Raw genomic sequence first — 20664 nt, 5'->3', positions numbered from 1 at the left:
TCCGGTCCCGGCCAGCCCGGCTAACCCGGCTCGACCACCGGGGGCTCGGTCACCACCGCGCGCGGCCAGGCCTGCAGCGTTTCCAGGTCGAGGAAGGTGAAGTAGCCATCCTTCCAGCCCTCGGTATCGATGTGATAGACGTTGCCCAGCGCCAGCGGCTCGGCCACCGGCGTGTGGCCCGCCACCACCGCGCGCACCCCGCGCACGCCGGTGCGGTCCAGTTGCCGCAGTCGCTCGCGCGACCACTGGCAGGCGGCGCTGGTGCGCTTGTAGCGGTCCTGCAACGCCGATTCCAGGCGCGGCCAGAACAACACCGGGCAATCGGCATGCAGCAATCCCACCGCGCCCGACGAGGTCTCGACCTCGATCGCGATAGGCAATTGCCCGAAGGCCTCGGCGTAGACCTGCTGGCGCTCGGCCGGCAGGTCCAGGAACCAGCCGCCGCCGTAGCCGCGCCAGTTCACCACGTCCACCTGGCCGGTGCGGACATGGCGCACCGCATAGTCCTCGTGGTTGCCCTGCACCGCGTAGAACCAGGGCTGCGCCAGCCACTCCAGCGCGGCCTCGCTCTCCGGCCCCCGGTCGACCAGGTCGCCGACGGAAAACAGCCGGTCGCGGCTGGCGTCGAAGCCCATCCGCGCCAGGCTGTCGCGCAGGCGCGTAAAACAGCCATGCACGTCGCCCACCGCGAAATCGCGGCCCAGCTCGTTGCGCGGCACTTTCAGAAAACGTTGCTGCATGATGATCCAGCCCGCCCAATCGGGCCCAGGCTTCCTTTTAACCCGCTTTCATCTGCCCCCAATTACACCTCGCTTGCAAGACGCAACACAAATCGCGTGACGAGAATAGCTATTATTCGTGATAATGTTCCGTCCTTTCCCGAATCTCCATTGAAGGGGGCCGCGCGAGCCGCCCCGCCGTCGCCATGACCGCCGCCTCCACCATCAAAACCTGGTACCTGGTCCACAAGTGGACCAGCCTGGTCTGTACGATCTTCCTGCTCATCATCTGCCTGACCGGCTTGCCGCTGGTGTTCCACCACGAGATCGAGCACTGGCTGGACGACGCCAAGCCCCTGTCCGACGTGCCCGCCTCGACCCCGCCGGCCAACCTCGACACGCTGGTCGAGCGCGCCAAGTCCATGTACCCCGGCGAAGTGGTCGACTACCTGTTCTTCGACCCCGACGAGCCCCAGGTCTACGTTGGCATGGCCAAGAAGCCCGGCGACGGCATGGTGTCCGGCCACGCGGTGCGCATGGACGGCCGCACCGGCGACGTGCTGCTCGACGGCCCGCTCTACACCGAAGACAAGTTCTCTTTCATGGGCATCATGCTGGCCCTGCACGTGGATCTGTTCGCCGGCCTGCCGGGCGAGCTGTTCCTGGGCTTCATGGGCCTGCTGTTCTGCGTCGCCATCGTCTCCGGGGTGGTGCTGTACGGGCCCTTCATGAAGAAGCTGGAATTTGGCACCGTGCGCGCCGGCCGCTCCACCCGCCTCAAATGGCTCGACCTGCACAACCTGCTCGGCATCGTGACGCTGGTGTGGGCCTTCGTGGTGGGCGTGACCGGCGTCATCAACGAGCTGTCCACGCCGCTGTTCCGCCTGTGGCAATCGACCGAGCTGGTGCGCATCCTCGAACCCTACAAGGGCCAGGGCGTGCCCGCCGAACTGTCTTCGGCCCAGTCCGCCGCCGATACCGCGCGCAAGGCCCTGCCAGGCAACGAAGTGTCGTTCATCGCCTTCCCCGGCAACGCCTTCGGCAGCCCCCACCACTACATCACCTGGATGCGCGGCGCCACGCCGCTGACCTCCAAGATGAACACGCCCGTCCTGATCGACGGCCGCAGCGGCGAACTGACCACGATCGCGAAAATGCCGTGGTACCTGACCGCGCTGGAACTGTCGCGTCCGCTGCACTTCGGCGACTACGCCGGCCTGCCCCTGAAGATCATCTGGGCCGTGCTCGACCTGATCACCATCGTGGTGCTGGTCAGCGGCCTCTACCTGTGGCTGGCGCGGCGCCGTGCCACCGAAGCCCGCATCGCCGAACTGGTGCGCAAGCACCAGGCCGCCGCCACCGCGCAACGGAGTCCCGCATGAGCAAGCAGAAATCCTCGCGCGGCTTCCTGTTCGTCTGGGGCGTGCCGACCCTGCTGGGCGTGCTCAGCATCTTCGGCCTGCTGGCGGCGCTGCTGGGCACCGGCGCCTGGCACTGGGCCTCATGGACGGCGCTGACCATCCTGCTGGTGGTCATCGTGCGCTACTGGTTCTTCCCGCCCAGGCAACCCGAGGCCTAGAGCCCGGCTGGCACTGAAAGAAGCCTCGCGCAGGCCCTGGGCACGCCGGCGGCGCCCGCCGCTCGCGGGCGCCCTACTTGCCGAACTTTTCCGGATCGGGTCCCAGGCGGGGCCCTTCCTCGATGGCGTCGATCGCCGCCATCTCCGCGCCCGACAGCTCGAAATCGAACACGTCGATGTTCTCGCGGATGCGCGCCGGCGTCACGGACTTCGGGATCACGATCAGGCCATGCTGCAAGTGCCAGCGCAGCGTCACCTGGGCCGGCGACTTGCCATGCTTGCGCGCCAGTTCCAGGATGGTCTTGTCCTGGGTGATCTTGCCCTGCGCCAGCGGACTCCACGACTCGGTGGCGATGCCGTGCTTATCGTGAAAAGCCCGCAGTTCGCGCTGCGCGAAGCCCGGATGCAGCTCGATCTGGTTGACCGCCGGCGTGACGCCGGTGGCGTCGATCAGGCGCTCCAGGTTGGCCTGGGTGAAATTGGACACACCGATCGAGCGGGCACGGCCGTCTTCCTTCATCTCGATCATGGCGCGCCAGGCGTCGACGAACTTCTCGCTGCCCGCCACCGGCCAGTGGATCAGGTACAGATCCACGTAGGCCAGGCCGAGCTTTTCCAGGCTTTCGTCCATGGCCTGGTGGGCCTGGTCGAAACCGTGCCTGTCATTCCACAGCTTGGTGGTGATGAACAGATCCTTGCGCGCCACCCCTGCCGCGCGCAGCCCGGCGCCCACGCCGGATTCATTGCCGTAGATCGCGGCGGTGTCCACCGAACGGTAGCCGGCCGCCAGCGCTTCCTTGACGCTGGCCGCGGCCTGCTCGTCCGGCACCTGCCACACGCCCAGGCCCAATTGCGGAATCTTGCCGCCGTCGTTCAGTTTCACTGTGGGTACCTTCGCCATAACACCCTCCCAAGCTTGCGACGCGACGCTCGCATGGCGAAATCGCGCCAGGTCGCGCAGCCAGGGATGTTGCCGGGCGGTACCCCCTGGCCTACCGTTGATGACGGGCCCGCCCCGCTGCGCCCGTATGGAAAAAACAATGCGAAAACTGGATGGAAAACCCCCGGGAGTGGTGCTTTCATCCCAGGGGTTTTCAACTAGATCATAGCGCTGGTGCCGGATAATGGGCCTTTTCGGGGCCTTTCACCCCCGTGGAACCCTGGGCCGTCCCCCCGCCTGAACAACTTCCGTCCCCATGACCGCACCAGATTCCCGCCCCGCCGGACGCGGTGGTTTCGCCACCCTGCGCACCCTCTTTCCCTACCTCTGGCCGCCCGGCCAGGCGGGGTTGAAGGCCCGGGTGGTGGCCGCCCTGCTGTGCCTGTTCGCCGCCAAGGCGGCCACCGTCTACGTGCCGGTGCTGTACAAGCACGCCATCGACGCCCTGGGCGAAGGCGCGCCGGGCGCGGTGACGGTGCCGCTGGGCCTGATCTTGGCCTACGGCGGCGCGCGGGTCCTGTCGCTGCTGTTCTCCGAATTGCGCGACGCCCTCTTCGCCCGCGTCGGCCAGCACGCCATCCGTTCGGTCGGCCTGCGCATCTTCCGCCACCTGCACGGCCTGGCGCTGCGTTTCCACCTGACACGCCAGACCGGCGGCCTGACCCGCGCCATCGAGCGCGGCACCAAGGGCATCCAGACACTGCTGTCGTTCCTGCTGTTCAACATCCTGCCGACCTTCTTCGAGATCGGCCTGGTCTGCATCGTGCTGTGGCGCATGTTCGACGCCTGGCTGGCGCTGGCCACCGGCGCCACGGTGATCCTGTACATGGCCTACACGCTGGCCGTCACCGAATGGCGCGCCAAGTTCCGCCGGCTCATGAACGAAACCGATTCCGAGGCCAACACCAAGGCCATCGAGAGCCTGCTGAACTACGAAACGGTCAAGTACTTCGGCAACGAAGAACACGAAGCGCGCCGCTACGACGCCTCGCTCACCCGCTACGAACGCGCGGCGGTGCGCAGCCAGGTCAGCCTGTCGATCCTCAACGTCGGCCAGGCCGTCATCATCTCCGCGGGCCTGACGCTGGTGATGTGGATGGCCGCCCGCGGCATCGCCGCGGGCCGCTACACCCTGGGCGACTTCGTGCTGGTCAACACCTACCTGCTGCAGCTGTACTCGCCGCTCAGCTTCTTCGGTTTCATCTACCGCGAGATCAAGCAGGCCATGATCGACATGGAGCGCATGTTCGAGCTGCTCGGCCAGGACCGCGAAGTGGCCGACCGCCCCGAGGCGCAGCCGCTGCGCGTGGCCGGCGGCGCGGTCGAGTTCCGCGACGTGCGCTTCGGCTACGACGAACGCCGGCCCATCCTCAAGGGCGTGAACTTCACCCTGCCGGCCGGCAAGACCCTGGCCGTGGTGGGCACCTCGGGCGCGGGCAAGTCCACCATCGCGCGGCTGCTGTTCCGCTTCTACGATGCCGACGCCGGCGCCATCCTGGTCGACGGCCAGGACATCCGCGACGTCACCCAGGCCAGCCTGCGCGCCGCCATCGGCGTGGTGCCGCAGGACACCGTGCTGTTCAACGACACCATCCGCTACAACATCGGCTACGGCCGTCCCGGCGCCTCGGATGCCGAGATCGAGCACGCGGCCCGGCTGGCGCACATCCACGACCTGATCATGGCCATGCCCGACGGCTACCAGACCATGGTGGGCGAGCGCGGGCTCAAGCTGTCCGGCGGCGAAAAGCAGCGCGTGGCCATCGCCCGCACCCTGCTCAAGGACCCGGCCATCTTCCTGTTCGACGAAGCCACCAGCGCGCTCGACACCCGCACCGAACGGGAGATCCAGGCCAACCTGCGCGAAGTCAGCCGCGGCCGCAGCACGCTCATCATCGCCCACCGCCTGTCCACCGTGGCCGATGCCGACGAGATCCTCGTGCTCGAGGACGGCCGCGTGGCCGAACGCGGGCGCCACGCGCAGCTGCTGGCCGCGGGCGGCCTGTATGCCGCCATGTGGGCGCGGCAGCAGGAAAACACCGCCGCGCCGGCGGATTGACAAGCCCCGCCCCCTGTCCGAAGATCGCACCCTTTGCTTCCAAGGCCATCCATGCAGGATTCCCGCATCGCCCCCGAAGTCCGCGTCTGCGCCGCCACCGACCTGGTCAACGGCGGGCTCGGCGTCAAACTGCCGGTCACCGACAGCGCGGGCCGCACCACCGCCTTCTTCGTGCGCTACCAGGACCGGGTGCACGGCTACCTGAACCGCTGCGCCCACGTCGGCGTCGAACTCGACTGGGAAGGCAGCTTCTTCACCCGCGCGGGCGACCTGATCATGTGCGCCCGCCACGGCGCCACCTACCAGCCCGACACCGGCCTGTGCGTGGGCGGCCCCTGTAAGAACGGCCGTCTCACCGTGCTGGCGGTCGAGGAACGCGACGGCGCCGTCTACTGGCAGCCCAGCGGCAAGATCCAGCCGCTGGCCGCCGAAGGCTGAGGCCTCAGGCGCGGGCCGGCTCGGCCGCCTGCGTCGGCTCGGCCCGGTCGGCGTAGCGGCGCGCCAGCACCGCGCAGACCATCAGCTGCATCTGGTGGAAGATCATCAGCGGCAGCACCACGATGCCCATCTGCGAGGTGCCGAACAGCACCGTGGCCAACGGAATGCCGGATGCCAGCGACTTCTTCGACCCGCAGAACACCAGCGTGATCTCGTTCTCCTTGGACAGCCCGAGCTTGCGGCTGCCCCAGGTCGTGACCAGCAGCACCGACCCCAGCAACAACGCATTGACCAGCACCATGGTCGCCAGGTCGATCGCCGGGAACGCATGCCAGATGCCCTGCGCCACCGCCTCGCTGAACGCGGTGTAGACCGCCAGCAGGATCGAACTGCGATCCACCTTCGACAGCACCCGGCTGTTGCGCTGCGCCCAGGCGCCGATCCACGGCCGCAACAGGCTGCCCACCGCGAACGGCAGCAGCAGTTGCAGCAGGATGCGGCCGGCATCGGCCAGGCCGTGGCCGCCGCCCTGGCGATGCAGCAGCACCGCCACCAGCAGCGGCGTCAGCACGGTGCCCAGCAGGTTGGACGCGGTCGCCGCGCAGATCGCGCCCGGCACATTGCCGCGGGCCATCGACGTGAAGGCGATCGACGACTGCACCGTCGACGACAACGTGCACACGAAGATCACGCCCAGCCACAGCGACGGCGTCAGCAGCCCGGGAAACACGGCCCGCAACGCCAGCCCCAGCGCCGGGAACAGGATGAAGGTGCACCCGAGGATCAGCGCATGCAGCCGCACGTCCTTGACCCCCGCCACGATCGCGTCCGTGGACAAACGCGCGCCGTGCAGGAAGAACAACAGCGAAATCGCCACATTGCTGGCCACCATCATGAACGACGCGCCCTTGCCCACGGCCGGGAAAAAGCTGGCGAACGCCACGGTGGCGATCAGGATGAGGGTGAACTGGTCGGGCAGGAAGCGGCGCATGGCGGGAGGTTTCCAGGAAGGTTGCGGAAACTATAGGCGCGCGGCTTGCTATCGTGAAGGCCACTGGTTACTTTAACTGCTATCGAACTTTCCTATAGGCAGGCCGCCATGCTCAACCCGCTCTGGCTCAAGACCTTCGCCACCGCCGCGGGCGCGCCCAGCTTCAGCGAGGCGGCGCGCCGCCTCGGCCTGACCCAGCCCACCGTCAGCGAACACATCCGCCAGCTGGAGCTGGCACTGGAGCGCCGCCTGTTCCTGCGCGACACCCACTCACTGGCCCTGACCAGCGACGGCCGCAGCCTGCTGGTGCACGCCGAAATCATCCTCGACGCGCACGAACGCGCCGAGCGGCTGTTCGACGCCCCGCGCCTGCGCGGGCGCGTGCGGCTCGGCACCTCCGACGACCTGGCGATGGGCCCGCTGCCCGACGTGCTGGCCGCGTTCCGCCAGGCGCATCCCGAAGTCGAGCTGGACATCACCATCGGCGTCACCAGCGACCTCTACCGGCTGCTCGACGACAACGGGCTGGACGTCATGATCGGCAAGCGCCGCCGCGGCGACCGCCGCGGCCAGACCCTGCACAAGGAAGCGCTCCTGTGGCGCGTCCGCGAAGGCCTGCGCCTGGCGCCCGACGCGCCGCTGCCGCTGATCCTGCTGCGCGAGCCCAGCGTCACCCGGACCCTGGCGCTGGATGCGCTGGCGCGCGCCGGCCGCAGCTGGCAGATCGTCTGTACCAGCACCAGCTACGCCGGCTGCCAGGCGGCCGCCCGCGCCGGCCTGGGCATCACGGTGCAGCCCTCGCACCTGTCCACCGCCGGCCTGGCGGCGCCCGCCGGCGCACTGGCCCTGCCGGCGCTGCCGCAGGTGGAATTCATCGTGATCTCGGCGCCCGCGCCCAACCAGCCGACCCGCGCGCTCACCGAAATCCTGATGCGCAGCTCGTTGACCTGAGACTTTCAACCGGACGACCGCGCGGGCGCGGGCCCCGGCCGCTCAGGCCCGTGACCGCGTGTGCCGCACGCTGCCTTCCAGCGGCTGCGGCTGCTTGAGCAGGTTCAGGATCGGGCACCACTGCTCCACCGCCTCATGCACGGCCCGCACCGCGTCCTCGTCGGCCGGCGACACGATGTGCGCGGTGTAGCGGATGTTGTGCGGAAAGAACGGCACCTGCTCGTAGCCCGGCTTGCCGCCGCGCGGATCCAGGTCGCCTTCGATCTCCACCTGCAGCGATTCCAGCGGCAGTTCCAGCTCGGCCGCCTTGATCAGGAAGATGTGCGTCAGGCAGCTGCCCAGCGATCCCAACAGCAGTTCCGGCGAACTCGGCCCAAGGTCATAACCGGCGAAATCCGCCGGGCTGTCGCTCACCACCTGGTGATCGCGGATGCGGATGCGGCGCACGCCGCTGCGACCTTCCGCGCTGACCTGCGCGCGCAGCTTCACCGGCGTCACCGTGCGCGGGTCTCGCGCAATGCGCGCCAGCACCGCCTCGCGCTTCTGGCCCAGGTATTCATTCAACGTGCTCATCTTGCCTGCCTCGCGTATGTGAAAAGTGGAAGGGAAATGTGCCCGGATGGCGAGTCGCCATGCCGCCCGAACATGCGCTACCGCCTGCGGCGCGAATCCGGAATCCCGATGGGGGCACGATCCATCGCCAGCAGCAGCGCGCCCAACCCCTGCGCCGTGGTGTTCTCCATGCGGCCGCCCGGCCCGCAGACGTTGTCCGCGCTGGTCCAGGCCGGCGCCGCGCCCGGCAGGCGCCGCGCCCGCAGCCAGCCGCGGCGATCGACCATGAACTGCGCGCCCGCCAGCCCCTGCGGCGCCAGCCCGGCGGCCAGCGCATAGGCATTCCAGGCGTCCTCGTCCACCGCCGCGCAATCGGCATCCCCGGGCAGCGGACCGCCGCGCGTCAACGCCACGGTCAACAGGCGCGGATCCTGCGGTTCCGGCGGCGCGCCCGGCATCGCCGCCACCACGCGTAGCGGCAGGCCGCGCAGGCCGGCCAGCGTGACCGCGCGCCCGTCGCGGCACGACAACGCCACCACCGGCGCGGGAACCGCCGGCATGCCCGCGCCACCGTTGACGCCATAGGCGTGCACGCGCAGGTAGTCCAGCACCTGCCAGATCTCGTCGGCCGTCAAGGCCTGCGGCGGACCGGCAACGCGCGCCGCGGCGGACTGCCTGTCGCCAGGCAGTCCGCTGCCGGAGCGACCGTCCCCGCCCTGCGCGCCAACGGCATGCCCGTGGCCGCCTTGCGCCAGGCGCCAGTGCAACTCCCCTTCGAGCCGGTTCTCGAACAACGCCGCGCCCAGCACGCTCGGCCAGGTCGGCAGCCCCGGCGCGAGCGGCCCCCGGCCATCCGCCCGCTCGCCATGGCAGGCCGCGCAGTGGCTCTGGTACAGGCGCGCGCCTTGCAGCAGATTGCGATCCGAAAACACCAGGGGCGAACGCTGGTACGACGTGGCCGTCGCTTCCGTCAGCAGCATGCGCGGCGCGGGCCAGCTGGCGCTGGCCAGCAGGCCCGCGGCGGCCGTCAGCCATACCAGCCGGCCCCGCCGCGCAAACAGCGCGCCCACCAGCAGCGCCAGCGCCGCCGCCGTCAATCCCGCCGCCAGTCCCAGGCGCCGCCAGGTATGCGTGCCGACCGGCAGATCCGGGTCGTAGCGCCAGGTGAACGGCCAGTGCGCGATCGCCAGCGCCTCCTCCGGCTGCCAGGCAATCGCCAACGCCAGCAGCGTCGCCAGCAACGCCAACGCTGCCAATACCGTGGCGCCGGCGCGGCGCCACGCCTGCCCCGCCCGTTCCGGCGCGCGGCTGTGCAGCCAGCAAGCCACCAGCGCCGCCAGCAGCAACACAGCGGCGACGGCCAGGGCCAGGTGCCCCAGCCGCGATCCCAGCAGGCCGGGCGCGCCCTGCACCCGTTGCCAGCCCAGCGCAAGCACGCCGCCCACCGCCGCCAACGCCAGGGCCGCCAGCCACGGCAGCGGCAGGCCGGCCGTGATCGCATCGCCCCGCCGGCGCGCGGCGGCCAGGCACGCCAGCATGCCCGCCGGCGCCACCAGGGCCGCCAGCGCCAATGCCGCGTTGCTCACCACGTTGCATCCAGCCCCAGCAAGGCCAGCGCCTGGCGCCGCAACTCGGCCAGGCGCGGGTCGCCGCGATGGCGCGGATACGGCAGGTCGTTGACGATCTCATCCTTGATCCGCGCCGGCCGTTCGCTCAACACAATGATGCGCGAGGCCATGAACAGGGCCTCCTCGACGTCGTGCGTCACCAGCAAGGCGGTGAAGCCGCTGCGCTGCCACAGCTCCACCAGCTCGGACTGCATCGCGATCCGCGTCAGCGAATCGAGCTTGCCGAGCGGCTCGTCCAGGATCAGGATGCGCGGATCGTTCACCAGCGCGCGTGCCAGCGCGGCGCGCTGCGCCATGCCGCCGGACAGCTGGTGCGGGTAGGCCTGGCCAAAGGCCGCCAGCCCCACGCGCTGCAACGCGTCGTCGACCCGGGCGCGCTGCGTCTTCAACAGTCCGCGCGCCTGCAGGCCCAGCGCCACGTTGTGCCATACGGTCCGCCACGGATACAGCGTCGGATCCTGGAACACCACGATGCGCGATGGCGACGGTCCGTCGATCGGTTCGTCGTCGGCCAGCAGGTCGCCCTGGGCCGGCGGCTCCAGCCCCGCCACCAGCCGCAGCAAAGTCGACTTGCCGCAACCGCTCGGGCCCAGCAGCGCCACGAACTCGCCGGGCCGCACCTCCAGGTCGATATCGTCCAGCACCGGCAACGCCGCGCCGTCCAGCTCGAAGCGGTGGTTCACGCCCCGCACCGCCAGCGCCGCGCCGCGCGCCGCCGCTTCCTGTGCCGCCGCTACCATTTCACCACCCCCTTCTGCCAGGCCAGCAAGCGATCACGCCCCGCGAACAGCAGCGTGATCAGCCCCGAGAACACCAGCGCCATCACGATCAGCGCGCCGTACATATTGGCGTACGACGCCCAGCCCTGCGCCCACGACAGATACCAGCCCAGTCCCGATTTCACGCCCATCATCTCGGCCGCCACCAGCACCGAAAACGAGGCGCCCAGGCCCATGAACAGGCCCACGAACACCTGCGGCAAGGCCGCCGGTATCGCCACCCGCAGCACCAGGAACCACTCGCTCGCCCCCATCGTCCGCGCCACGTCGTAGTAGGCGCGGTTCACGCCCGCCACGCCCGACCAGGTCAGCACCGTGACCGGGAACCAGGTCGCCAGCGCGATCAGGAACACCGCCGCCGACCAGCTCGACGGGAAAAAGAAGAACGCCATCGGCAGCAGCGCCGTCGACGGCACCGGCCCCAGGAAGCGCAGCACCGGATGCACCCAGTAACCCAGGCCGCGCGACCAGCCGATCGCCACGCCGGTCAGGAAACCCGCCGCCGCGCCCAGCCCGAAGCCATTGGCCAGCAGCCAGAGCGAGTTGGCCAGGCTGTCGGCCAACCGCTTGTAGTCGCTGACGTAGACCTCGATCAGCGACTGCGGCGGCGCGAAGAACGGGCTGGGCAGCAGCGCCAGCTTGGCCGTGGCGACCTCCCACAGGCCCACCGCCACGGCCAATGCCAGCAGCCACGGCCCGGCCCGGTGCAGTGCCCGCACCGGACGGCGGTGGGCGGCGCCGGCCACCGCCGCCAGCAGCAGCAAGGCCGCCAGCACCAACGCCGCCACGCCGAATTCACGCGTGTAGCCCCATGACGTGAAGCCCACCTCCACGTTGGGCCAGCGCAGCGTCACCGCGCCCACCGCCGCCCACAGGGCGGCGGCGGCCACGCCGGTCTTCCACAGGCGCCAGGGTTGCGCCGCGGCCGGCGCGCCGCGCAACGCGCCAACCGCCAGCGTGTCAGCCGAGGACATTGGGCACCACCGCTTGCGCGTACTTGTTGATATCGAGATTGGAGCTGAGCACCTTGATGGTCTTCAGATCCTTGGCATAGCCCACGATCTCTTCGCGCAGCGCCCCGCCGGTCGACGCGTGGCCATGGCTGTGGCTGCGCAGGATCGCCGCCACGCGCTCGGCCGGCACCTTGCCCGGCACGTAGGGCGCGAAGATGCGGGCGGTCTCGTCGGGATTGGACGCGGTCCAGCGCTGCGCGTCGATCACCGCCCGGGTGATGGCCGCGGCCGACTCGGGATCGTTGCGCACCAGGTCGCCGCGCAGCCCGAGCACGCAGCAGGTGCGGTTCTCGTAATCGCCTTCGATGTTGGTGGCGATCTCGCGCAGCTTGTTGTCCTCGCGCAGCGTGTAGATCAGCGGATCGTCGCCGGCGATGGCATCGACCTCGCCCTTTCTCAGCACTTCGCCGAACAGGTCCTGCGGATACTGGCGCCAGTCCACCGACTCCGGATCGATGCCCAGCTGAGCCACGCGGATCGCGAAGAAGTTCTTCACCGGGCTGGCCTGGTCGGACACCGCCACGCGGCGGCCCTTCAGGTCCTGCACGCTCTTGATCGGCGAGTCCGCCGCGGTCAGCAGGCGCATGCAGCCACCGTGCGTGCCCACCGCCAGCTTCACGTCAAAGCCCTGCTCCAGCGGCTTGAGCCAGCGCAGCGCCATGCCGATGCCGCCATCGGCATGGCCGGTGGCGATGGCTTCGAGCAACTGGTCGGTCGAGCCGCTGAAATTGATGCGCTCGACCTTGAGGTTGTACTTGTCGAAAAAACCGCGCTCCAGCGCCACCGACACCGGCGACTGGCACACCGCGGTCTGGCTCCACGCGATCTTGTAGGTGCGAGGCGCGCCATTGGCCGCCAGCACGCGCGAACCGAGCATGCCCAGCGGCGCCGCAAGGCCCGCCGCGGTTGCCGCGCGCAGCAATGCGCGTCGCGAAATGCCGCGCGCCGCATGGGCGCGCGTTTGGACGTTCGTATTCATCAACCTTCCTTTTGAGCAGACTGTGAATGGCGATGCTTGCCATGCGGCATCATCGGCCCGCGCTCAGGCGTTCGACAAATACAAAGTGGGGATAACAATATGTGGGCGGCGGCCGCGCCGCCGGATCCCGCGGCAGGCGGCGCGCGGCCCTAGTCCGGCAGGTGGTCGGGAACGCCGTGCTCGTCGACGGACTTGACGCGGTCCAGCGCGTTGCGCGCGGCCGACATCGCTTCGACCGTGCCGCGGAAACGACGCGTCACGAAGATCTCGAACGCCAGGCTTTCGGCTTCTTCCTCGACATCGGGCGTCTCACAGGGCGGCTGCGCGTCCGGGGCGCAGGGGGCCTTGGCCGCCGCATCCGCTTTCACCGGCAAGCGCCGCGTTTCCAGAAAGGCGCGCGCCGGAATGCGCCCCTCGGGTTGCGTCGCGTACGCCACGACGGAAAAACCATTGATGATCTTCTCGGCCATACCGGTTCCCTGTAGGCCGCGCCAATGATCGACGCAGCACGTTGTTAGCGACAACGGCCGCCCGCCGGGAAACTTAAGCGCAAGCACGACGGCCCCGATTGGCTTGCGTCAACCGGGGCCGCGGGATCGCGACGATGAACGCGCGTCTATTTTGTCGATAATATTGCCGGCATGCGCGCGCGCACGTATTGCGCCACCTGCGCCAGCACCTGCGACAGGTCGGCGCGCAGCGATTCGAAGCCCGCGTTGCGCTCGCGGGTCGCCTCGTCCATGTACAGCGGACGCCGGATCTCCACCTGCAGACTGTGCCGGTTCAATGCCGGCTGGCCGATCTGCGCGATCAGCTGCACGCCCTTGTAGGGATCGTTGCGCGCCACGGTATAGCCGCGGTCGCGCAGCGCCGTCTCGATCAGGGCGATGAACTCCGGCTCACAGGTGGTGCCGTCGCGGTCGCCAAGCACGAAATCGGCCAGCGGATGCGCGCTCTCGCGGCCCAGCCGCTCATAGGCATCGTTCGGCATCGAGTGCAGGTTCAAGTGCCAGACCGCGCCGAAATCGCGTTGCGCGCTTTCGATGGCCTGCGCCAGCGCCGCGTGATACGGCTCGTAGTACGCCTGGATGCGGTGGCGCACTTCGGCCAGCGACAGCTTGCGGTCATAGATCGGCGTGGCCTTGTCCATGCGGCGCCAGATCAGGCCCTTGCCCAGCCGGGTCTTCTCGCCGGGATCGAGCGGTTCCGGCCAGGGTTCGGCCAGCAACTCCGGATCCAGGTCGCGCAGCGTGCGGTTGGGATCGATGTAGACGCGCGGAAAGTGCGCCGCCACCAGCGTGGCGCCCAATGCCGGCGCCGCCGACCACAAGGCGTCCACGTGCGTGTCCTCGCCCTGGCGCAACTGCGCCAGGCTGGCCGCGGCGCCGAAATCGGCGGGGTATTGCTCGCCACTGTGCGGCGAGTCACACACCAGCGGCAGGGCCGGCGCGGTCGGGGCATGCACGGAAACGGCTTGGAAGTCGGCGTTCGTCATCGTCAGTCAGCCTGGATGTTGGCGGCCTTGGCGACTTTGGCGTAGCGCGCCAGGGCCTGTTCGATCTGCGTCTTGAATTCCTGCGGCGTGGTCGGCATCAGCGTACCACCGACGTCCTCGGCCTTCTTGCGGAACTCCGGATCCTGCATCGCCGCGCGCACCGCCTGGTTCAGGCGCTCGATCACCGCCGGCGGCGTGCCGGCCGGCGCCACCAGGCCGAACCAGCCGCCCGTGCCCATGTCGGGGTAGCCCAGTTCGATATAGGTCGGCACATCCGGCAGCAGCGGCGAGCGTTCGGCGCCCAGCACCGCCAGCGGCCGCAGCTTGCCGCCCAGCACCTGCGGCAGGGTCGAGGACAGGTTGTCGGTGATGGCGTCCACCTGCCCGCCCATCACGTCATTGAGCGCCGGACCGGCGCCGCGGTACGGCACGTGCAGCAGCTTGATGCCGGCCAGCATCATGAAGTTCTCGATGTTCACGTGGCCCAGCGAGCCCACGCCCGGCGAGGCAAAGCTGTACTTGTCCGCCTGCCCCTTGGCCAGCGCGACGAACTCGGCCATGTTCTTGGCGGGGACCTGCGGATTGATCGCGAAGATACTGGGCACGGCCAGCACGTTGGCCACCGGCTCGAAGTCCTTGAGCGGGTCATAGTTCATCTTGCGATAGACCGCCGGATTCGACCCGTGCGTGCTCATCGTCGCCATGCCGATGGTGTAGCCGTCGGGGGTCGAGCGCGCCACCTGTTCCATGCCAAGCGAACCGCCCGCGCCGGCCTTGTTCTCGACCACGATGGTCTGCTTCAGGTCGCGGCCGGCGTACTCGGCCACCAGGCGCGCCACAATGTCGGTCGAACCGCCCGCGGCGAACGGCACCACCAGCTTGATGGGGCGGGAGGGATAGTCGGCGGCTTGCGCCGGGCCGGCAAAGGACAGCGCGGCGCAGACGCCGGCGAGCGCGATGCGCGCGGAACAGCCGAAAAAGCGGCGGGACATGGAGCGACTCCGGAAAAAGGTGCAGGTCTTGCTGCGAGGCCGCCAGTGTCCGAACTTTACGATCCCCTTTCAAACGACTATATTGCACGCCTTCATTACCAACGCTCATGCTGAGGGGCCTGTCGCCTGGCCCCGGGGACCGCCGCGCCATGCGCCTGCACTCGCCGTCCATGTCCGAGCTGCACGCCTTCATGACGGCCGCGCGGCTGGGCAGTTTCACCCTGGCGGCCGAGACCCTGTGCGTGACCCAGGGCGCCGTCAGCCGCGCCATCGCGCGGCTAGAAGCGCATTTCGGCCAGCCGCTGATGCGCCGCAACGCCCACGGCCTGACCCTGACCGAGACCGGCCGCAAGCTCTATGAAGGCGGCCAGGCGCCGCTACAGGCCATCGAGGCGCTCAGCGCCGAACTGCGCGCCGATGACCGCCGCCTGCGGTTGACCCTGTCCAGCGTGCCGACCCTGGCCAGCGCCTGGCTGGTGCCGCGCCTGCCCGACTTCCACCGGCGCCATCCCGACATCCAGCTGGGCTTCGCGGCCTATCGCCGCAACGAGGATTTTTCCGGTGCCACGCCCGACGCCAGCATCCTTTCCGGAGAAACCGGCCAATGGCCCGGTTGGCAGGCGGACTACGTGATCGGCCGGGAAATGATCGCCATCTGCAGCCCCGCCCGGCTGGCGGCGCGGCGCGCTGCCGGCCTGTGGGACACCCCCGCGGGGCTGCTCGGCGAACCATTGCTGTACCACTCCAACGGCATGGACAACTGGACCCGCTGGTTCGAGGCCGCCGGCGTGCGCCGCGACGGCCTCAAGCTGGCCGGCGGTTTCGACCAGGTCAGCATCCTGGTCCGCGCCGTCATGGCCGACATGGGCATCGCCGTGCTGCAGCGCTGCCTGCTGCAGGACGACCTGCAGAGCGGCCGCGTCGCCGCGCCCTTCCCCGACCTGCGCATCGCCATCTCGCGCGGCTACCATCTGTGCGCGCCGCCCCAGCGTCGCGACCACTACGCACTGGCCTGTTTCCGGCAATGGTTGCTGGACACCGCCCGCCAGGATCCCGACAACACCGCGCCGGCCGCCGGCACAGCCGTGTAACGGCCAGGAAACAAAACGGGCCCCGAAACGGGGCCCGACAGTAACAAGCAATTGCAGCGACCTTGCGGCGCCACCCTATATCGACGCCCTCAGGGCGCCAATTTGAAGCCCAGGTCCACGCCCCACTTGTCCGTTTCGCGCAGCCACTTGGCGCCGCAGTTCAAGCAACGGAAATGGTCTTCGCGGCTTTCCTCGCGGCCTTTCTGTGTCGGGTTGGTGAATCCCTGGTGCCCCAGATGCGAATGCGGCGCGACGCCTGCAAGCCCGGGGTTGATGCGTTGGCAAGCCAAGCACATAACGCTCATTGATGCTTCCCCACAAACATAGTTACTAAATTGTAAGGGATTTCACCAATGTTTTTCTATTAAAACCTATCCTCGATTAAACAAAAATTGTTAACGGCGCAATTAAACAACGCCAGGCAGCGCCGCCAGGCAGGTCGCCAGGTGGTACGGCGAAGTCGACGGCATGTCCGGACGCACCACCGCCCCGGCGGCGTCCAGGCATTCATACCAACCGCCGGGATGCAGGAAACGGGCACGGAACGCCGCCAACGCCTGGTTCAGGGCCGCCTGCTCGCCCAACACCGCCAGCACCCGCAGATGCTCCGTCTGCGCCCATATGCGGCGGGTATCGTCCAGCACCGCGCCCTGCTCGTCCAGCGCCGCCGCCACGCCGCCCGCATCGACGCCATGGCCTCGGGCCCAATGCACGCCGCGTGGCAGGGACTCGGCCAGGTCCAGCCCATCGAACACCTCGGCCGACTCGCGCACCAGAGACAACCACTCGAATTGATGGCCCGGTTCGATACGATTGCCCGGCGTGCCCTGCGGCAGCTCCGCAATGCACTGCGTCGACGCGCTCAGGAACGATTGGGTCATGACCTGCGCCAACCCGCGCAACCGCTTGGCGAACAACGCCGGTTCCGCCACCTGGGCGGCGGCCAGATAGGCCTCGGTCAGATGCATCATGGGGTTCTGCGCGGGGCCGCGCAGCACCTGCTTCCAGTCCGCGCTCAAGGCGGCGTGATAAAGGCCGTCGGCCGATTTGAAGCGCGACTCGATGACCTCCGCCGTGGCCAGCATCAGTTTGCGCGCTTGCGCGTTGCGCGAGCGCCGGAAATGCGCGGCGCAGGCAAACACGATGAAAGCGTGGGTGTACAGATCCTGCGTCAGGTCCAGCGGGCGTCCCTCAGCGTCGACGCTGTAGTGCCAGCCGCCATGCGCCTCGGCGCGAAACACGCGCACCAGCGAATCGAACAGGCGATCGGCGTGCGCGCCCGCCGCGGCGCCCGGCGCGGCGGCATAGACGTACAGCTGGCGCGCGCACGCCATGGCGCGATAACGCTCGGCCGGCAACGGCGCGCCGCTGGCGGCATCCAGGGATTCAAAGGGCAGACCCAGGGTGTCATTGAAGCCCGGCCCCATCCACAGGGGCAGGATGACGGAGTCGAAATGCTCGCGAAATGCGGTGATGTGCTCCGCCAGCGCGGAGTTGGTCTGTGCGGCAGTCATCTTGGAACGACGCAAACCCGATAAGGGCCGCTTGTTATGGAGCAGCGACGATAACCGAAATTTTCGTCGCCATCTCCGGAACGCCATTCTGAGCGTCATGCGCACACAGACCCGTACAGCCGTTCAGCTTCCGTACAGCGCGCGAGCGCCTAGCGGAAGATGTTTTCCTCGACCCAGTTCTGCGCGAATATCTCCGCGCGATCGCGTGCCTCGTCCAACGAAGCGCAGTTGCCCAAGTGGGAAAACGCGGCATCCACTTCGGTGCCGCCCTCGGCCGTTACCGTCAGCAATACGCCATATCCGCCGGTATCCATGGCCGCTGTGGAAACGTCGATCAGTACTTCCTGGTCACGATGCTGCATGTGCTACCTCCCAGTCGGTTACCTAAACGCGTGAACCACGCGTGACGCATGCGGGTGCAGAATTCCCGCGCTATGAATAGACCTGAATCCGTCACGCAAGTTCATCTTACCGGCGGCGCGCGCGCCGCGATACGTCCGGACGCAGCCAAATCGAACAAACCGTCTCAGGAGATTCCCGTAGCCCGCCCGGACAAGCGCGGACATCGTGAAATATCACATGAACATTCGCAAGAAATGGACGGAATCCCCCGCGTCGACGCGTACGTCATGAACCTGTAGCGGAATCGGGGGGGACGAATCATGAGGACGGCCGGAATCGGCCTGGAGATGAACAGCGGCGCCGGCCGGCGCCGCTCCATCCGCCCTAGCGCAAATGGATGGCGCCGGGTTCTTCCATGCGCAGCGCCAGCTTGCCTTTTTCGGTGATCACCCAGGCGCCCCCGGGGCCAGCATCGATGCAACGCAAAGTCTGCAACGCTTCGGCCACGTGCGCGGGCACGCTGGTCTGCACGGCGCCCGGTTCCGAATTGTCGGCAACGATGCGCAGCCAATGTCCCAGTTCGCCTTTCTCGAAACGATGCAATGCCATGCGTGACTCTCAGTTCAATACTGCAACGATAGCATGCCGGCCCTACGACGGCCGCAGCGCCAGGGGACGGCGCGACGCCAGCGCCGACCCCGCCACGCTCAATGCGATCAGCCCCAGCCCCAGGGCCAGGTCCGGCGAAATGCGCTCATGGAACACCAGCGACGATACGATCAGGCCGATGACGGGCACGCACAGCATCGCGATCGAGGTCGCCACCGGCGGCAGTTTCTGCGTCATGCCCAGCACCACGATGAAAGTCAGCGCGGTGGCCAGCGGTCCGGTATACAGGATCACCGGCCAGGCATCGGGCACGGCCAGGAACAGCGGGGCGCCATCGCGCAGCCATGCCAGGGCCGCCAGCGGCACGGTGGCGATCGCCGTCTGCCACGGGATCATGTCGGCCCCCAGCCGCACATGGCGGTTGCCACGCAACTGGATGATGTTGCAGGCCCAGGCGAAAGACGCGCCAAGCAGCATCACCAGGCCGATCACGGTATGCGCCTGCCAGGGGCTGAACGCCGGCGCCACGATCACGCCGATGCCGGCATAACTGAGCGCGGTGGCCAGCCATTGCGCCGCCGACAACCGCTCCTTGAGGACCAGCGAGGACAGCGGAATGACCCAGATCGAGGTGGCGTATGCGATCACCGATGCGCGTCCCGGCGCCACGTATTGCAATGCCCACAGCGCCAGCGCCGTGAACGCGCCCATCTGCAGCAGCGCCACGCCGGCCACCAGCGGCCACTCCTGGCGCGTCGGCCATCGCAGCCGCCGCAGCGCCGCCAGCACCACCACGCTGATCAGCGCCGCCGAGCCAAAGCGGCTGGCCGCCAGCCAGAGCGGACTCATGTGCGCCAGCCCCAGTTTCATGACGGGCCAATTGCCGCCCCAGATCATGACCGCCCCCGCCAGGGGCCAGAACTTGCGCAACGTGCTCTGCTGAATCATTACCGCCACATCTACCGCTTGAATATTCCGTACCTTGGCCAATTCGCCAAAGAAAGGAATAGTCTATAGGGTAAACCCCAGCATATTTCACCTCAATTCACCGCAGGAACGGGCATACTCGGCACAAATGCATTGCCCATCCACGAACGACAGGTCTGTTATGCCGGATATCAACCTGGATGCCACCGACATCCGCATTCTCAACGAACTCCAGCGCGACGCGCGCCTGACCAACGTCGAGCTGGCCGCGCGCGTCAATCTCTCGGCATCGCCTTGCCTGGCGCGCGTGCGCCGCCTGGAAACCGAAGGCCTGATCGACCGCCGCGTCACGCTGCTCAACGCGCGCAAGCTCGGCCTGAAGGTCAATGTGTTCATCCAGATCTCGCTGGACAAGCAGCGCAAGGCGGCGCTCGATGTGTTCGAACGCGAGATCGCCGTGCTGCCGGAAATCATGGAGTGTTACCTGATGTCCGGCGACGCCGACTACCTGATCCGCGCCCTGGTGCCCGACGTCGACGCGCTCGAGCGCCTGATCGTCGAACACATCACGCGCATTCCCGGGGTGGCCAGCATCCGCTCCAGCTTCGCGCTCAAGCAGGTGCTCTACACCACCGCCGTCCCGCTGGGCTAGGCGCCGCGCAAGGCCCGCGCGCTTGCGGGATCGGGCTGCCAGCCCCACAATGAAAAGCGTCCGGCCCCGGAGCGAGGCCGGCGCCCCTTCATCGCTTAGCAAGGAGTCCACCATGCCTGAAACCGACTGGTACCCCGGCAGCACGCTACCCGATCGTCAGGGCTACTTCGAAGTGGCATTCGACACCGGAGAAACCGAAATCACGCGCTACGGCATCCTGGGCTGGGAACCCGCCGAGGAACGCGGCCGCATCCTGCGCTGGCGCGGCCTGGATCCGAAGATCGAAGCCGCCGAAATCGAACGTGAAAGCGCGGTGCGCAACCACGGCGACGACATCCTGCGCTGAAGCGCGCCTTCTCAACGCAAAACGCCGCGGCCTGCGCCGCGGCGTTCTTGTTTGCGTCGGCCGCAGGG

At 68.2% G+C, this 20664-nt stretch carries 24 protein-coding genes; 8 read left to right on the top strand and 16 right to left on the bottom strand.

Going from position 1 to position 20664, the window contains the following annotated elements:
• Positions 1 to 20: 20 nt before the first annotated feature.
• Positions 21 to 740 (bottom strand): metallophosphoesterase, encoded by a 720-nt coding sequence (locus ACVN9Z_RS17245; protein ID WP_006386606.1) that lies wholly within the window; start codon positions 738 to 740, stop codon positions 21 to 23.
• A gap of 185 nt (positions 741 to 925) precedes the next feature.
• Here ACVN9Z_RS17245 and ACVN9Z_RS17240 point away from each other — a divergent pair, with 185 nt between their 5' ends.
• Positions 926 to 2101, top strand: coding sequence for a PepSY-associated TM helix domain-containing protein (locus ACVN9Z_RS17240; protein WP_070780828.1), 1176 nt, complete (start codon positions 926 to 928; stop codon positions 2099 to 2101).
• A complete protein-coding gene (locus ACVN9Z_RS17235; RefSeq protein ID WP_054449070.1) occupies positions 2098 to 2298 on the top strand; it encodes a hypothetical protein in 201 nt (66 codons plus the stop codon). The genes ACVN9Z_RS17240 and ACVN9Z_RS17235 overlap by 4 nt, the downstream gene beginning before the upstream one ends.
• 73 nt (positions 2299 to 2371) lie before the next feature.
• On the opposite strand, the gene ACVN9Z_RS17230 is transcribed toward ACVN9Z_RS17235, so the two are convergent.
• The gene (locus ACVN9Z_RS17230; RefSeq protein ID WP_045953102.1) at positions 2372 to 3199 is read right to left on the bottom strand and encodes an aldo/keto reductase; all 828 of its coding nucleotides are present in this window, start codon (positions 3197 to 3199) and stop codon (positions 2372 to 2374) included.
• A 295-nt stretch (positions 3200 to 3494) separates the two neighbouring features.
• Here ACVN9Z_RS17230 and ACVN9Z_RS17225 point away from each other — a divergent pair, with 295 nt between their 5' ends.
• Positions 3495 to 5297, top strand: coding sequence for an ABCB family ABC transporter ATP-binding protein/permease (locus ACVN9Z_RS17225; protein WP_437257707.1), 1803 nt, complete (start codon positions 3495 to 3497; stop codon positions 5295 to 5297).
• Between the two features lie 51 nt (positions 5298 to 5348).
• Entirely contained in the window at positions 5349 to 5735 is a 387-nt protein-coding gene (locus ACVN9Z_RS17220) for a Rieske (2Fe-2S) protein (protein WP_006386601.1), read from the top strand.
• 4 nt (positions 5736 to 5739) lie between these two features.
• On the opposite strand, the gene ACVN9Z_RS17215 is transcribed toward ACVN9Z_RS17220, so the two are convergent.
• Entirely contained in the window at positions 5740 to 6726 is a 987-nt protein-coding gene (locus ACVN9Z_RS17215) for a bile acid:sodium symporter family protein (protein ID WP_024068429.1), read from the bottom strand.
• A gap of 108 nt (positions 6727 to 6834) precedes the next feature.
• Between ACVN9Z_RS17215 and ACVN9Z_RS17210 the strand changes: the two genes are divergently transcribed.
• The gene (locus ACVN9Z_RS17210) at positions 6835 to 7677 is read left to right on the top strand and encodes a LysR family transcriptional regulator (protein WP_024068428.1); all 843 of its coding nucleotides are present in this window, start codon (positions 6835 to 6837) and stop codon (positions 7675 to 7677) included.
• 42 nt (positions 7678 to 7719) lie between these two features.
• On the opposite strand, the gene ACVN9Z_RS17205 is transcribed toward ACVN9Z_RS17210, so the two are convergent.
• The 8 genes from ACVN9Z_RS17205 to ACVN9Z_RS17170 all read right to left on the bottom strand — a co-directional run bounded on the left by ACVN9Z_RS17205 (position 7720) and on the right by ACVN9Z_RS17170 (position 15115).
• Positions 7720 to 8250, bottom strand: coding sequence for an OsmC family protein (locus ACVN9Z_RS17205; RefSeq protein ID WP_458212423.1), 531 nt, complete (start codon positions 8248 to 8250; stop codon positions 7720 to 7722).
• 77 nt (positions 8251 to 8327) lie between these two features.
• Positions 8328 to 9818 (bottom strand): c-type cytochrome, encoded by a 1491-nt coding sequence (locus ACVN9Z_RS17200; RefSeq protein ID WP_458212422.1) that lies wholly within the window; start codon positions 9816 to 9818, stop codon positions 8328 to 8330.
• Positions 9812 to 10597: an ABC transporter ATP-binding protein gene (locus tag ACVN9Z_RS17195; RefSeq protein ID WP_006388029.1), complete on the bottom strand. Its 786-nt coding sequence runs from the start codon at positions 10595 to 10597 to the stop codon at positions 9812 to 9814. Before ACVN9Z_RS17195 ends, ACVN9Z_RS17200 begins: the two co-directional genes overlap by 7 nt.
• The gene (locus ACVN9Z_RS17190; protein ID WP_006388028.1) at positions 10591 to 11610 is read right to left on the bottom strand and encodes an ABC transporter permease; all 1020 of its coding nucleotides are present in this window, start codon (positions 11608 to 11610) and stop codon (positions 10591 to 10593) included. Before ACVN9Z_RS17190 ends, ACVN9Z_RS17195 begins: the two co-directional genes overlap by 7 nt.
• Entirely contained in the window at positions 11597 to 12628 is a 1032-nt protein-coding gene (locus tag ACVN9Z_RS17185) for an ABC transporter substrate-binding protein (protein WP_458212421.1), read from the bottom strand. The genes ACVN9Z_RS17190 and ACVN9Z_RS17185 overlap by 14 nt, the downstream gene beginning before the upstream one ends.
• A 149-nt stretch (positions 12629 to 12777) precedes the next feature.
• On the bottom strand, positions 12778 to 13098 hold the full coding sequence (locus ACVN9Z_RS17180) for a hypothetical protein (protein WP_026385319.1): 321 nt from the start codon (positions 13096 to 13098) through the stop codon (positions 12778 to 12780).
• 146 nt (positions 13099 to 13244) lie between these two features.
• On the bottom strand, positions 13245 to 14123 hold the full coding sequence (locus ACVN9Z_RS17175) for an N-formylglutamate amidohydrolase (RefSeq protein ID WP_006388025.1): 879 nt from the start codon (positions 14121 to 14123) through the stop codon (positions 13245 to 13247).
• Between the two features lie 2 nt (positions 14124 to 14125).
• Positions 14126 to 15115 carry a Bug family tripartite tricarboxylate transporter substrate binding protein gene (locus tag ACVN9Z_RS17170; RefSeq protein ID WP_006388024.1) on the bottom strand — a complete coding sequence of 330 codons (990 nt, stop codon included), beginning with the start codon at positions 15113 to 15115 and terminating at the stop codon, positions 14126 to 14128.
• Between the two features lie 149 nt (positions 15116 to 15264).
• Between ACVN9Z_RS17170 and ACVN9Z_RS17165 the strand changes: the two genes are divergently transcribed.
• On the top strand, positions 15265 to 16206 hold the full coding sequence (locus ACVN9Z_RS17165) for a LysR substrate-binding domain-containing protein (RefSeq protein WP_006388023.1): 942 nt from the start codon (positions 15265 to 15267) through the stop codon (positions 16204 to 16206).
• Between the two features lie 89 nt (positions 16207 to 16295).
• On the opposite strand, the gene ACVN9Z_RS17160 is transcribed toward ACVN9Z_RS17165, so the two are convergent.
• From ACVN9Z_RS17160 to ACVN9Z_RS17140, 5 genes are all read right to left on the bottom strand, one after another.
• On the bottom strand, positions 16296 to 16511 hold the full coding sequence (locus ACVN9Z_RS17160; protein WP_006388022.1) for a hypothetical protein: 216 nt from the start codon (positions 16509 to 16511) through the stop codon (positions 16296 to 16298).
• Between the two features lie 102 nt (positions 16512 to 16613).
• Positions 16614 to 17720 carry an AGE family epimerase/isomerase gene (locus ACVN9Z_RS17155; RefSeq protein WP_155872659.1) on the bottom strand — a complete coding sequence of 369 codons (1107 nt, stop codon included), beginning with the start codon at positions 17718 to 17720 and terminating at the stop codon, positions 16614 to 16616.
• Positions 17721 to 17869: 149 nt separating this feature from the next.
• Positions 17870 to 18082: a hypothetical protein gene (locus ACVN9Z_RS17150; protein ID WP_006218759.1), complete on the bottom strand. Its 213-nt coding sequence runs from the start codon at positions 18080 to 18082 to the stop codon at positions 17870 to 17872.
• Between the two features lie 364 nt (positions 18083 to 18446).
• A complete protein-coding gene (locus ACVN9Z_RS17145) occupies positions 18447 to 18671 on the bottom strand; it encodes a hypothetical protein (protein WP_006388020.1) in 225 nt (74 codons plus the stop codon).
• Between the two features lie 42 nt (positions 18672 to 18713).
• Positions 18714 to 19619 carry a DMT family transporter gene (locus ACVN9Z_RS17140; protein ID WP_026385316.1) on the bottom strand — a complete coding sequence of 302 codons (906 nt, stop codon included), beginning with the start codon at positions 19617 to 19619 and terminating at the stop codon, positions 18714 to 18716.
• Positions 19620 to 19779: 160 nt separating this feature from the next.
• Between ACVN9Z_RS17140 and ACVN9Z_RS17135 the strand changes: the two genes are divergently transcribed.
• Together ACVN9Z_RS17135 and ACVN9Z_RS17130 are read left to right on the top strand one after the other, a co-directional pair.
• The gene (locus tag ACVN9Z_RS17135; protein WP_006388018.1) at positions 19780 to 20250 is read left to right on the top strand and encodes an Lrp/AsnC family transcriptional regulator; all 471 of its coding nucleotides are present in this window, start codon (positions 19780 to 19782) and stop codon (positions 20248 to 20250) included.
• A gap of 112 nt (positions 20251 to 20362) precedes the next feature.
• A complete protein-coding gene (locus tag ACVN9Z_RS17130; protein WP_020927062.1) occupies positions 20363 to 20596 on the top strand; it encodes a hypothetical protein in 234 nt (77 codons plus the stop codon).
• Positions 20597 to 20664: the final 68 nt, after the last annotated feature.

The sequence above is a fragment of the Achromobacter sp. KK8 genome, assembly GCF_054188005.1.
The sequence above is the reverse complement of the archived record's forward strand: the minus strand, read 5'-3'. Positions and strand labels throughout refer to the sequence as shown.